Source organism: Massilia rubra (assembly GCF_011682065.1).
Classification (GTDB): Bacteria; Pseudomonadota; Gammaproteobacteria; order Burkholderiales; family Burkholderiaceae_D; genus Telluria_A; species Telluria_A rubra.
This window is the reverse complement of record NZ_VUYU01000016.1, coordinates 49,111-62,087: the sequence shown is the minus strand read 5'-3', so window position 1 is coordinate 62,087 and position 12,977 is coordinate 49,111. Positions and strand designations below refer to the sequence as shown.

Sequence of the window (12,977 nt, the reverse complement as noted above, 5' to 3'; positions counted from 1 at the left end):
ATGCTGTTATTGATCGACGCCGGCAATACGCGCATCAAGTGGGCCCTGGCCGACGAGGGCGCCGCGCCAGGCCAATGGGTGGCCAGCGGCGCCGTCACCCACGCCGACATCAATCACCTGCCGGCCAATTGGCCGGCGCAGGGCGTCACGCGCGCGCTGGTGTCGAACGTGGCCGGCAGCAAGCTGCGCGACCAGTTGCAGCTGATGATGCCCAGCACCGACGTCACCTGGTTCGCATCAAAGGCGCAGCTGGCCGGCCTGCGCAACGCTTACCGCGATCCTTCCCAGCTCGGGTGCGACCGCTTCGCCGCCGCGCTCGGGGCGCGCGCACTCATGCCCGGCCAGGCGGTGATCGTGGCCACCTGCGGCACCGCCACCACCATCGACGCGGTCAGCGCCGACGGCGTGTTTTTGGGCGGGATGATCCTGCCCGGACTGGGCCTGATGGCCACCTCGCTGGCGCGCAATACCGCGCAACTGCCCCAGGTGGCGCCCGGCGCCACGCTGCCGGCCGGCTTCGCCGACAATACCGCCGACGCCATCCTGTCCGGCTGCCTGTCGGCGCAGGCCGGCGCCATCGAACGCGCCTGCGCGCTGCACGGCGCCAGCGCCTGCATCGTCTCGGGCGGCGCGGCGCAGTACATCGCTCCCGTGCTGCGCCTGTCGATCGGCCACCGGATCGTCGATAATATCGTCCTGATCGGCCTTCATTCCACCGTCACGTCTTCGCCACTCCAGGATAGCCCGTGTTGAAATTCATATTTTGGACCCTTCTTGCCATTAATGCCGTGCTGTTCGCGTTCGGCCAGGGCATGCTCGGCAACTTCAGGGAAAACGAGCGCGAGCCGGCCCGCATGCGCAACCAGGTCGGCGCCGAAAACATCAAGCTGGTCGCGGCGCGCCCGCCGCCGCCGCCCCCCGATACCACGGCGGAGGTCGAGCCGGTCGCGCCGCCGCCAACGCCGGTGCTGGTGATGAGCAAAGCGCCGGCGCCGCCAGTTCCGAAGCCGGAACCGAAGCCGGAACCCAAGCCGGAGCTGGTCGCGTGCACCCTGGTGGGAAACTTTGCGCCGCCGGATGCGCGTCGCTTCGAAGCCTTGCTGGCGCCGCTGGCGCTGGGCCAGCGCCAGACGCGCGAGAACGTCGGCGTGCCCGAAGTGACCAGCCATATCGTATTCATTCCTTCGCCAGGCAGCAAGGAAGCGGCCGACCGCAAGGCGGCCGAACTGAAGGAACTCGGAATCACCAGCTATTTCATCATGAACGACAACAGCCCGATGAAATATGCGATTTCGCTCGGCGTGTTCAAGTCGGAGACATCGGCCCAGACCTTGCTGGCGACCTTGACCAAGCAGGGCGTGGTCGGCGCCAAGGTGGCCGGGCGCACCAGCCAGGCGACCAAGATGGCGTACCGCTTCCGCGCGCTGGAACCGGCGGCCAAGGCCAAGGTCGATGCGGTGCTGGCGCGTTTTCCGGACCAGCAGGCGCGCAGCTGCAAATAAGGCGGCGGGAGTGCGGCGCGCTCAGCGCTGCACGATGATCGGTTTGAGGCGCAAGGTCGACGGCAGGTCGCGCAGCGCCCGCAGGGCCTCGTCCCGGCTCGCGAACGGACCGCTGAACAGCCGGTGCAGCGCACCGCCCTGCACCACGGCCACGCCGGACAGCGCGCCGCCCGTGGCCGCGATCTGCGCGCGCACGTCGGCCGCCTTGTCGGCGCGGCTGAAGGCGCCCAGCTGCAGGTAGAATCCGGATTGCGGCGGCGCCGGCGTCTGGGCCGCAACCGGCGCCGGCGTGAGCGCCAGCGCGCTGCTTTCGCCCGGCGGCGGCATGTCCACCGCCATCGTGTTCACTTCCCCGTCCGGTTCCGGCGCCAGGCGCCGGATGGTGGCGATGCGCTCCTGCGCGTTCGGCAGCAGCCTTTCGATTTCCACCGTGTGACTGCCCTTGCCAAGCAAGCCGAGTTTGAGCGCGGCCGTATACGACACGTCGACCACCCGGCTCGAATGAAACGGCCCGCGGTCGTTAATGCGCACCACCACCTGCTTGCCGCTATCGAGGCTGGTGATGCGCGCGTACGATGGAATCGGCAAGGTCGGATGGGCCGCCGTCATCTTGTACATGTCGTACAGTTCCCCCGACGAGGTTTTCTGGCCGTGGAATTTTTTGCCGTACCAGCTGCCCACGCCGCGCTGCCTGAAGGGCTGCTCGCCCAACATCGGGGTATAGGTTTTGCCGAACACGACGTAGGGCCGGTTGGCGTAGCGGGCGTAGGGCTCGTTCTTGACCACGGCGTCGGGCACGTCGTTCAGGTTGGGCGGCGGATTGTCGCCCGGGCCGTCATCCTGGTAGTAGCCGCCGCGCCCGGAACCGGCGCGCGGCAGGGATGGCAGCTCGCCATGCTTGGCCGGCTTGGCGCCCGGCGACGGGAACGGCAGGATGCGCCGGTGGCCTTCCGAATCGGTCCCGCAGGCGCTCAGAAAAAAGGCCAGTGCGCATAGCGCAATGGAAGGTGGAAGCGTTTTTGATACCGCCATCGTGGCTCCGTGGTCAGGTTTGCACCAGCTTGCGGTGCCGCTGGATACTCATCAGTATACCTGCCCCCAGTCCGAGGGTCACAAAAGCGGTCCCGCCATAGCTCATGAACGGCAGCGGCACGCCCACCACCGGCAGGATGCCGCTGACCATGCTCATGTTCACAAAGGCGTACGTAAAGAAGATCATCGTGATCGCGCCGGCCAGCAAGCGCGAAAACAAGGTCGGTGCATTGGCCGCGATCATCATGCCGCGTCCGATCAGCAGCAGGTACAAGAGCAGCAGGCCGAGAAAGCCGATCAGCCCGAATTCCTCCGAAAACACGGAGAAGATAAAGTCGGTGGTGCGCTCGGGGATGAATTCGAGGTGGGCCTGGGTGCCCTTCATCCAGCCCTTGCCACTCACGCCACCCGAGCCGATCGCGATGGTCGACTGGATGATGTGAAAGCCCTTGCCCAGCGGGTCGGCGTAGGGATCGATCAGGGTCATGACCCGTTCGCGCTGGTAGTCGTGCATCAGCGACCAGGCCACCGGCAGGCTGGCGGCGCCGGCCACGAACAAGCCAAGCAAGGCCTTCCACGACAGGCCGGCCAAAAAGATCACGTAAAAACCCGAGGCCAGCACCAGCAGCGACGTGCCCAGGTCGGGCTGCAGCTGGATCAGGCCGACCGGCACGGCCAGCAGCACGGTGGCGATGATGAACGAATGCCAGCGCACCAGCCCTGCCTTCTGGTGGAAGTACCAGGCCAGCATCAGCGGCATGGCGATTTTCATGATCTCGGACGGCTGGATGTCGAAGCCGATGTGCAGCCAGCGGCGCGCGCCCTTCTTGATCACGCCGAACATGAATACCGCAACGAGCAGGGTCACGCCGATCGTGTAGACCGGCACGGCCAGGCGCATCAGCGTCTGCGGCGGCACCTGGGCCGCCAGCCACATGACCACGAAGGCGATCATCATGTTGCGCAACTGGCCTTCGACGCGGCCGGGAAAGTCGGCGCCGGCCGAGTACATCGTCACCAGGCTGGTACACAGCAGCATGAAAATGACCATCGCCAGCGGCGCGTCGAACACCAGCAGGTAGGGTTTGGCGCGTCGCCATAGCGAGCGTCGTTCGTTCAGGCGCATGGCGTCAGTCCTTTGGCGCCGGCGTTTCGGCGCCCGGCTTGTATGGCATTTCGGTGGCGGTGTCGGCCTTGAATTCTTCGAGCGGCACCAGTTCCACGTCTTCTTTCGGCACCTTGGTGCCGTCCTTGCCGGCCGGGCGCTTGCCCAGCAGGTAGTAGTCGAGCGCCTTGCGCGCGATCGGGGCGGCCACCGCGGCGCCGAAACCGGCGTTTTCGACGATCAGCGCCAGGGCGATGCGCGGCTTGTCGGCCGGCGCGAAGGTGATGTACAGCGAATTGTCGCGCAGTCGTTCGTTGACGTTCTTGGCGTTGTACTTTTCGCCGCGCCGCAGGCCCACCGCCTGCGAGGTGCCGGTCTTGCCGGCCGCGACGTAGCCGGCGTTGGCGAACACGGTCTTGCCGGTGCCGCGCTCGGAGACGCCGACCATGGCGCGCTTGATGAAATCGATATTCTCCTGGCGCAGCGGGATGCGCGCGCTTTCCTTCGGCACCGTCAGGGTGCGCGCGCGCGTGACGCTATCTTCGACGATCTTGACCAGGTGCGGCTTCATCACCACGCCGTTGTTGGCCAGCGTGGCCACCGCGTGCGACAGCTGCAGCATGGTGTAGCTGTTGAAGCCCTGGCCGATCGAGACGTTGACGGTGTCGCCGCCGACCCAGGTCTGCATCAGCTTGTTTTTGGCGAAACGGCCGCGCTTCCAGTCTTTCGACGGCAGCACCCCGATCTTTTCGTTTTCCAGGTCGATCCCGGTTTTCTGGCCGAAGCCGAACGGCTTCATGAAGTCGTGGATGGCGTCGATCCCGAGTTCGTTCCCCAGCTGGTAATAATAGGTATTGCATGAAATGACGATCGAATCGGTCAGGCTGACCATGCCGTGCCCGCCCGCCTTGTCGTCCTTCCAGGTGTGGCCGCCCAGGGTGAAGTAGCCGGCGTCCGAAATCGTGTGGTTCTGGGTGCGCTTGCCCAGTTCCAGCGCGGCCAGCGCCATGAACGGCTTGAAGGTCGATCCGGGTGGATACGTACCCTGCAGCGGGCGGTTCATCAGCGGGCGGTCGAGCGAGGTATTGAGTTCGTTCCAGCTCTGGGTGTCGATGCCGTCGACGAACAGGTTCGGGTCGAAGCCGGGGCGCGAGACGTAGGCCAGGATGTCGCCTGTCTCCGGCTCGATGGCGACCAGCGCGCCGCGGTGTTCGCCGAAGGCTTCTTCAATGATCTTTTGCAGCTCGATGTCGATCGAGAGGATCAGGTTGCTGCCGGCGGTCGCTTCGGTGCGCGACAGGATGCTGACCGCGCGCCCGCTGGCGGTGCGGATGATCTTCTGGTAGCCGGTGCGCCCGTGCAGCTGCTCTTCGTAGCTTTTTTCCAGCCCTTCCTTGCCGATATGGTCGGTGCCGTTGTAGTTCGCCTTGTCGGGCCGCTCGTCGATCTCCTTCGATTCCTTCTGGTTGATGCGGCCGATGTAGCCGATCACGTGCGAGGCCGCTTCGCCCAGCGGGTACTGGCGGAACAGGCGCGCCTGCACCTCCACGCCGGGAAAACGGAAACGCTGGGCGGCGAAGCGCGCCACTTCGTCGTCGGTCAGGCGGGTGCGCAGCGGCACGCTCTCGAAGTTCTTCGACTCGGCCAGCAAGCTTTTGAAGCGCTTGCGGTCCTTCGGTTCGATCTCGATCAGCGTGGAGAGCTCGTCGATCACCGAGTCGAGCGTGTTGCGCAGCTTGGACTGGGTGATTTCGAGCGTGTAGGCCGAGTAGTTGCGCGCCAGGACCACGCCCTTGCGGTCGACGATCAGGCCGCGGTTGGGCACGATCGGAACGATGGCGATGCGGTTGTCCTCGGCCTGTACCGCAAAGCCGTCGTGCTTGACCACGGTCAGGTTGACCATGCGCCCGATCAGCACGGAAAAGCTGATGAACACCAGCACCACGAGCGCCAGCACGCGCATGCGAAACAGGTGGATTTCGCGGTCGTTATTGGTTAATTCAGTCATGACGCATCCGCACCATCAGATCGGGCGCGTATGGTCGCGGTCGACGGCGCGCCGCTGGGGCGCGAGCAGCATCCAGGTAATCACCGGCCACAGGGCGATGGCCACCACGCTTTCGATGAAGTGCGTCCAGTCGGGGAATTTGCCCGAGACGATCACGCGCACCACCAGCTGGATCGCCTGGGTGGCCAGCAGCAGCGGAAACACGTGCAGCGCCTGGGTCAGCACCGGGAACCACAGCACGCGGCGGTGGATCATGATGGCCAGGTAGGACAGCAAGGTGTAGGCCAGCGCGTTTTCGCCGAGCAGGGTCGCTTCGTGCACGTCCATCAGCAAGCCCATGAAAAAGGCCACGCCGATGCCGACCTTGCGCGGCTGGTGGATGCCCCAGAAAACCAGCACCAGCGCCACGAAGTCGGGCGCGCCGACCCAATGCCCCCAGGGCAGCAGATTGAGCATGAAGGCGCAGGTCAGGCTGAACGTAATGAACAGCGGGCTGACGGGCAGCAGGATGTAATGCGGGCGGTTCATCGGTTCGTATCCTTGGGTGCGGGCGCCGGCGTGGCGGCCGGTGCGGGCGCGGCGGGCGCCGGTACCGGCGTGGCCGCCCTGGCCGGCGTGGCGGACGTCCTGGCCGGCGTGGCCGCCGCCTTGACCGGCGTGGCGCCCACCCTGGCCGGGGTAGCGGCCGACTTGGCCGGGATGGCGTCCGTCTTGGCCGGCGGCGTTTTCGGCGCGTCGGCGACAATCGGGACGGCGCCCTCTTTAATCGGTGCCATCTTCTGCAGGTTCTTCTTGGCCGGCACGGGCGGCTCGTCGTCCGGGCGCTGCGGCAGTTGCGGCGCGCTGGTTAATATCAGCAGGTGGCGATTGCGGTCGATGCCGGCCAGCGGCTGGCACACCACGCCGCCGAACGCGCCGGCGCCGCTGGTCTCGACCTTGCTGACCTTGGCCACCGCCAGGCCGGCCGGGTAGACCCCGTCCATGCCGGAGGTGATCAGCACGTCGCCGACCTGGATGTCGGCATTCGGCGCGACAAAGCGCAGGTCGAGCGTGCCGGACTGGCCGCGCCCGTAGGCCACGCTGCGCAAGCCGTTGCGCAGCACCTGCACCGGAATGGCCTGTTCGCGGTCGGTCAGGAGCGTTACTTCGGAGGTGAACGGGAACACGCGCGTGACCTGGCCGACCACGCCGGCGTTGTCGATCACCGGCTGGCCGAGCGCGGCGCCGTGCTGGCTGCCGCGGTCGAGCACGATTTTACGGGTGGCGCTGTCGCGCGCGTCGTACAGGATTTCGCCCAGCATGGTCTTGACCGGCACATGCTCGCGCGCGCCGAGCAGTTTGCGCAGCTGGGCGTTCTCGGTGCTCTGGAGCTGGGCTTGCTGGAGTTTTTCGGCGACCGCGACCTGCTCGATCTTGAGGTCGCGCACTTCCTGCTTGAGCGAGGAAACGGAAGATAAATAGCCGCCCATGTTCGCCAGCGCGTCGCGCGGCATCAGGGCCGCCATTTGCAGCGGATAGAGTACCGTGCCGGCCACCTTGCGCACCGAGGACAACACCTGGACGCGGGCATCGATCATCAGCAGGGCGATCGAAATAAACGCAAAAACCGTCACCTTGACCCGGGCTGGGGCGCCTTGCTTGAAGAGTGGCGGAGGACTGTATTCCATGAAATCCAATAAGCGGGACTAAGGGCCAAGCGAGGGCCAGGCGAGAGCCCGGCGGGGCAACATCCGGGGACGGCGCGCCATGGTCAGACCTGCGGCTTGCATGCATTGTTCAATTGGGTCTGTCCCTGGTATCCCAATGCATTGCAAGCCGAAGATCTGAACGGTACGCCAGCCACGCCGGCAGTGCAAGCCGACACATCGCCGCGCGCGCGGCGCGCGGCGCGGCCTGCTTGCGATGACATTACTCGTACGAGAAGATCGAGCCCAACTTGTCCATCCGCTCGAGCGCCATGCCGGAGCCGCGCACCACGCAGGTCAGCGGATCTTCGGCCACCAGCACCGGCAAGCCGGTTTCTTCCATCAGCAGGCGATCGAGGTCGCGCAGCAGGGCGCCGCCGCCGGTGAGCATCATGCCTTTTTCGGCGATGTCGGCGCCCAGTTCCGGCGGGGTCTGCTCGAGCGCGTTCTTGACGGCCGAGACGATGTTATTGAGCGGATCGGTCAGCGCTTCGAGGATCTCGTTCGACGAAATGGTAAACGAACGCGGAATGCCTTCGGACAGGTTGCGGCCCTTGACTTCCATTTCCTTCACTTCCGAACCGGGGAAGGCGGAACCGATCGACTTCTTGATCGCTTCGGCCGTCTGTTCGCCGATCAGCATGCCGTAGTTGCGGCGGATGTAGTTGACGATGGCTTCGTCGAACTTGTCGCCGCCGACCCGCACCGAGCCCTTGTAGACCATGCCGCCGAGCGAAATGATGCCCACTTCGGTGGTGCCACCGCCAATGTCGACCACCATCGAGCCGGTCGCTTCGGATACCGGCAGGCCGGCGCCGATGGCCGCGGCCATCGGCTCTTCGATCAGGTACACCTGGGAGGCGCCGGCGCCGAGCGCCGATTCGCGGATCGCGCGCCGTTCGACCTGGGTCGAACCGCAGGGAACACAGATGATGATGCGGGGGGAAGGACGGAATACCTTGGAGTCGTGCACCATGCGGATGAACTGCTTGAGCATCTGTTCGGTGACGGTGAAGTCGGCGATCACGCCGTCTTTCATCGGGCGGATCGCCTCGATATTGCCCGGCACCTTGCCGAGCATTTGCTTTGCCTGTTTGCCGACTGCCTGGATCGTCTTTTTGCCGTTCGGGCCGCCTTCCTGGCGGATCGCAACAACCGAAGGTTCGTCGAGGAGAATGCCTTCTCCGCGCACATAAATCAGGGTGTTCGCCGTACCGAGGTCAATGGCCAGATCGCGGGAAAAGTAGCTGCGTAAAAAACCAAACATGAGTGTCCTGATGCGCAACGGACTGCGCGTAAGCATTAAAATGAGTAGAGAAACGCTACGAAAAATACAGCCGCCGCGCGCTGACTACCCGCACCGGCACGGCTGTTTGGATGCTGCGGCCACTCCTATTCGGCGCCGACAACGCATTAGCCCGCCATTCTACCTTATAATTTGCGCGTTAATCGCTGAAAAACCGGTGTTTTGCGCGCCTATTCCCCCTGTGAGATCAGGGCCTTTAGGAAGCTTTTATCGGCTTTAGCGCTCTGTTATCGAAACTTCACTATTCGTCCACAGTTTATTTGTCCACACTTTTTTGAACGCGGCCCGCGCCGCGCAAATTCCATGTCCCTGACACTTTCAGAAGTAGTACGCATCGCCAAACTGGCCCAGCTCGAGATGGACGAGGCCCACGCCGAAACCGCCCTGGTGGAATTGAACGGTATTTTCGCCCTGGCCGAGCAGATGAAGAACGTCGACACCAGCGGCGTGGAGCCGCTCTCGCACCCGCTGGCGGCGATCCTGGGCAAGCTGCCGCTGCGCCTGCGCGACGACGTCGTCACCGAGGAAAACGCGCGCGAAGCCTACCAGGCGCCGGCGCCGAAGACCCAGGACGGCCTGTACCTGGTGCCGCAAGTGATCGAATAAGGTCCCCTGAGGTCGCCCTCGTCACCGAGCCATTTGAGCCAACCCGAAATCACGTCAGTCGAGCATCCGCCATGCATACAAACACCATTCAACAGCTGTCCGCGCTCCTGCACGCGAAGCAGATCTCAGCCACAGAGCTGACCACCCACTTCCTGCAACGCGCCAAGGCGAGCGAACTGAACGCCTTCCTGCAGGTCGATGAAGCCTTGTCGCTTGAACAAGCCAAAGCCGCCGATCTGCTGCTGACGTCCGGCAATGCCGGCCCGCTGGCCGGCATCCCGATCGCGCACAAGGATATTTTCGTCACCAAGGGCTGGCGTTCGACCGCCGGCTCGAAGATGCTGGCCAACTACACCAGTCCGTTCGACGCGACGGTCGTGGACAAGTTCAGGCACGCCGGCATGGTCACCCTGGGCAAGCTCAATTGCGACGAATTCGCGATGGGCTCGTCGAACGAAAACTCGGCCTTCGGCGCGGTCAAGAATCCGTGGGACACCCTGGCCGTGCCGGGCGGCTCCTCGGGCGGCTCGGCCGCGGCGATCGCCGCGCGCCTGGCGCCGGCCGCCACCGCCACCGACACCGGCGGCTCGATCCGCCAGCCGGCCGCGTTTTGCGGCGTGACCGGCATCAAGCCGACCTACGGGCGCGTATCGCGCTTCGGCATGATCGCCTTCGCCTCCTCGCTCGACCAGGGCGGCCCGATCGCGCGCACGGCCGAAGACTGCGCGATGTTGCTCAATGAAATGGTCGGTTTTGATGCGCGCGACTCGACCAGCCTGACCGCCGAACAGGGCAATGTGCGCGAAGACTTCACGCGCGACCTGAACGCGCCACTCAAGGGCTTGCGCATCGGCTTGCCAAAAGAATACTTCGGCGAAGGCCTGGCGGCCGACGTCGAACAGGCCGTGCGCGCCGCGCTCGACGAATTTGTCAAGCTGGGCGCGACCCTGGTTGACATTTCGCTGCCGAAAACGTCGCTCTCGATCCCTGTTTACTACATCATTGCCCCGGCCGAAGCGTCGTCCAACCTGTCGCGCTTCGATGGCGTGCGCTACGGCCACCGCGCCAGCGAGTACAAGAGCCTGGAAGAGATGTACAAAAAATCGCGCGCCGAAGGTTTCGGCCCGGAAGTGCAGCGCCGCATCCTGGTCGGCACCTATGTACTGTGCCACGGCTACTACGACGCCTACTACCTGCAAGCCCAGAAGATCCGGCGCCTGATCGCCGACGACTTCCAGGCCGCGCTGGGCAATACCTGCGATGTGATCATGGGACCGGTCGCGCCGACCGTGGCCTGGGACCTGGGCGACAAGGCCAACGATCCGGTGGCCAACTACCTGGCCGACATTTTTACCCTGTCGACCAGCCTGGCCGGTTTGCCGGGCATGTCGGTGCCGTGCGGCTTCGGCCAGGGCGAAAAGAACAGCAAGCGCCCGGTGGGCCTGCAAATCATCGGCAATTACTTTGCCGAAGCCAAGCTGCTCAATATTGCCCACCAGTACCAACTGGCGACCGACTGGCACACCCGCGCGCCGGCCGGCATCTGATTTTCGCCGGGTGCGCACCAGGTGCGCACCGGCAACCTGACAAGAAAAGAGAACACTATGCAATGGGAAGTCGTCATCGGTCTTGAGAACCACGTGCAGCTCACGACCAACTCCAAGATTTTCAGCGGCAGTTCGATTCAGTTCGGCGCCGAGCCGAACACCCAGGCCAGCCCGGTCGACCTGGCTTTACCGGGCGTGCTGCCGGTGATGAACCGCGGCGCGGTCGAACGCGCGATCCGCTTCGGCCTGGCGGTGGACGCCAAGGTCGCGCATGAATCGGTGTTTGCGCGCAAAAACTACTTTTATCCGGACTTGCCGAAGGGTTACCAGATCAGCCAGTTCGCCGATCCGATCGTCATCGGCGGCAAGATTACCTTCGGCTTCGAAAAAGATGGCCAGTTCCAGACCAAGACTGTCAACCTGACGCGCGCCCACCTGGAAGAAGACGCCGGCAAGTCGCTGCACGAAGACTACGCCGGCATGACCGGCATCGACCTGAACCGCGCCGGCACGCCGCTGCTGGAAATTGTGTCGGAGCCGGAAATGCGCAGCGCGGCCGAAGCCGTAGCGTACGCCAAAGCGCTGCATACCCTGGTCGTGTGGCTGGGCGTGTGCGACGGCAACATGCAGGAAGGCTCGTTCCGTTGCGACGTCAACGTGTCGGTGCGCGAGGCCGGCACGACCGCGCTGGGCACCCGCTGCGAGATCAAGAACCTGAACTCCTTCCGTTTCATGGAAGAAGCGATCGCTTATGAAGTGCGGCGCCAGATCGAGCTGATCGAAGATGGCGGCAAAGTGCAGCAAGCAACCGTGTTGTGGGATCCGGACGCCAAGAAAACCACGGTGATGCGTTTGAAGGAAGACGCCCAGGATTACCGCTACTTCCCCGATCCAGACTTGCCGCCGCTGCTCATTTCGGACGAATGGATCGCCCGCGTCAAGGCCGACATGCCGGAATTGCCGGCCGCGATGCGCGCGCGTTTCGCCGGCGACTACAGCTTGCCGGAATACGACAGCCTGTTCCTGACCTCGTCGAAACAAATGGCCTCGTACTTCGAAGCCGTGGTCGCCAAGACCGGGAAAGAGCAAGCCAAGACCGTAGCCAACTGGCTGATGGGCGACGTGGCCTCGACCCTGAACCGCGAAAACGTCGAGATCGCCGATTCGCCGGTGGAAGCGTCGCAACTGGCCGTGATGATCAAGCGCATCGCCGACGGCACGATTTCCAACAAGAGTGCCAAGGAAGTGTTCGCGGGCATGTGGGAAGCCAGGTCGAACGACGAGCACATCGCCGATGTGGTCATCAAGGAAAAAGACCTGGTGACCATCTCCGACAGCGGCGCGCTGGAGAAAATCGTCGATGACGTGCTGGCGGCCAACGCCAAATCGGTCGAGCAATACCGCGCCGGCAAGGAAGCGGCCATCAACGCGCTGATCGGCCAGGCCATGAAGGCATCCAAAGGCAAGGCCAACCCGGCTGAGCTGACCGAGTTGCTCAAGAAAAAGCTGGCAGCGTAAGCAGCATGGCGCCATCTCCGCCAGTGCGTGGGGATGGCGTTGTTCCCGCACTCCCCTTCCCGGTCATGACCATCCATCCGTCCATCGAACGCATCCAGGCCAAGCTCCAGGCGCTCAGGCTGGCCGATCCGCAGCTGGCCCTGTTTGGCGCCTCCACCCACAAGTACCTGCTGGACCCGGTCAAGACAGCGGCCCAGGTCAGCGCGTTCGAGCGCCAGCACGGCATCGTGTTGCCGGACGAGTACCGCCAGTACCTGCTGCACGTCGGCGATGGCGGCGCGGGGCCGTATTACGGCATGTTGCCACTTAAAAGCAGCGACCGCGCCGGCCAGTTGTCGACAGCGTTTCAGATGAGCGGCGCATGGAACATGTGCTACGAGGGCGATCCAGGCGACAAGGACGCCTACATGCGGTGGGAAGCCGTGTACAGCGATGACAAGTGGCGCTGCGGGCTGCTGACGATCTGCGATTTCGGCTGCGGCGACGATGTGTGCCTGGTCGTGGCGGGCGAAGAGTACGGCCACATCTGGATGGATGACCGTTGCTGCGATGGCGGCATCCATCCGGACACTTCATTCGGTCAGACGGGACGCATCACCTTCCTGGCGTGGTATGAATTGTGGCTCGATACATCGCTGCGCGAAGTGCAGGACAATCCGGGATGACCG

Annotated in this window: 12 protein-coding genes; 6 read left to right on the top strand and 6 right to left on the bottom strand. The window is 64.3% G+C overall.

The window, feature by feature from the left end; all coding sequences use genetic code 11:
* On the top strand, positions 1-753 hold the full coding sequence (locus F0185_RS21780) for a type III pantothenate kinase (protein WP_167228026.1): 753 nt from the start codon (positions 1-3) through the stop codon (positions 751-753).
* Entirely contained in the window at positions 747-1,502 is a 756-nt protein-coding gene (locus F0185_RS21775; protein ID WP_167228024.1) for an SPOR domain-containing protein, read from the top strand. Before F0185_RS21780 ends, F0185_RS21775 begins: the two co-directional genes overlap by 7 nt.
* A gap of 21 nt (positions 1,503-1,523) precedes the next feature.
* Here the strand turns inward: F0185_RS21775 and F0185_RS21770 are convergent, their stop codons facing one another.
* The 6 genes from F0185_RS21770 to F0185_RS21745 form a co-directional block, all read right to left on the bottom strand.
* Positions 1,524-2,534, bottom strand: coding sequence for a septal ring lytic transglycosylase RlpA family protein (locus tag F0185_RS21770; RefSeq protein ID WP_167228022.1), 1,011 nt, complete (start codon positions 2,532-2,534; stop codon positions 1,524-1,526).
* Between the two features lie 13 nt (positions 2,535-2,547).
* On the bottom strand, positions 2,548-3,660 hold the full coding sequence (gene rodA / locus F0185_RS21765; protein WP_167228020.1) for a rod shape-determining protein RodA: 1,113 nt from the start codon (positions 3,658-3,660) through the stop codon (positions 2,548-2,550).
* A 4-nt stretch (positions 3,661-3,664) separates the two neighbouring features.
* Positions 3,665-5,647 (bottom strand): penicillin-binding protein 2, encoded by a 1,983-nt coding sequence (gene mrdA, locus F0185_RS21760; protein WP_167228018.1) that lies wholly within the window; start codon positions 5,645-5,647, stop codon positions 3,665-3,667.
* 15 nt (positions 5,648-5,662) lie between these two features.
* A complete protein-coding gene (gene mreD, locus F0185_RS21755) occupies positions 5,663-6,175 on the bottom strand; it encodes a rod shape-determining protein MreD (RefSeq protein ID WP_166893227.1) in 513 nt (170 codons plus the stop codon).
* Positions 6,172-7,314 (bottom strand): rod shape-determining protein MreC, encoded by a 1,143-nt coding sequence (gene mreC, locus F0185_RS21750; protein WP_167228016.1) that lies wholly within the window; start codon positions 7,312-7,314, stop codon positions 6,172-6,174. The genes mreD and mreC overlap by 4 nt, the downstream gene beginning before the upstream one ends.
* 241 nt (positions 7,315-7,555) lie before the next feature.
* Positions 7,556-8,599, bottom strand: coding sequence for a rod shape-determining protein (locus F0185_RS21745; protein WP_166893231.1), 1,044 nt, complete (start codon positions 8,597-8,599; stop codon positions 7,556-7,558).
* 342 nt (positions 8,600-8,941) lie between these two features.
* Here F0185_RS21745 and gatC point away from each other — a divergent pair, with 342 nt between their 5' ends.
* From gatC to F0185_RS21725, 4 genes are all read left to right on the top strand, one after another.
* A complete protein-coding gene (gene gatC, locus F0185_RS21740) occupies positions 8,942-9,244 on the top strand; it encodes an Asp-tRNA(Asn)/Glu-tRNA(Gln) amidotransferase subunit GatC (protein WP_167228014.1) in 303 nt (100 codons plus the stop codon).
* Positions 9,245-9,315: 71 nt separating this feature from the next.
* On the top strand, positions 9,316-10,791 hold the full coding sequence (gene gatA / locus F0185_RS21735; RefSeq protein WP_167228012.1) for an Asp-tRNA(Asn)/Glu-tRNA(Gln) amidotransferase subunit GatA: 1,476 nt from the start codon (positions 9,316-9,318) through the stop codon (positions 10,789-10,791).
* Positions 10,792-10,848: 57 nt separating this feature from the next.
* Positions 10,849-12,309: an Asp-tRNA(Asn)/Glu-tRNA(Gln) amidotransferase subunit GatB gene (gene gatB, locus F0185_RS21730; protein WP_167228010.1), complete on the top strand. Its 1,461-nt coding sequence runs from the start codon at positions 10,849-10,851 to the stop codon at positions 12,307-12,309.
* Between the two features lie 5 nt (positions 12,310-12,314).
* Positions 12,315-12,974, top strand: a complete 660-nt coding sequence (locus F0185_RS21725) for an SMI1/KNR4 family protein (RefSeq protein WP_167228009.1) — start codon at positions 12,315-12,317, stop codon at positions 12,972-12,974.
* Positions 12,975-12,977: the final 3 nt, after the last annotated feature.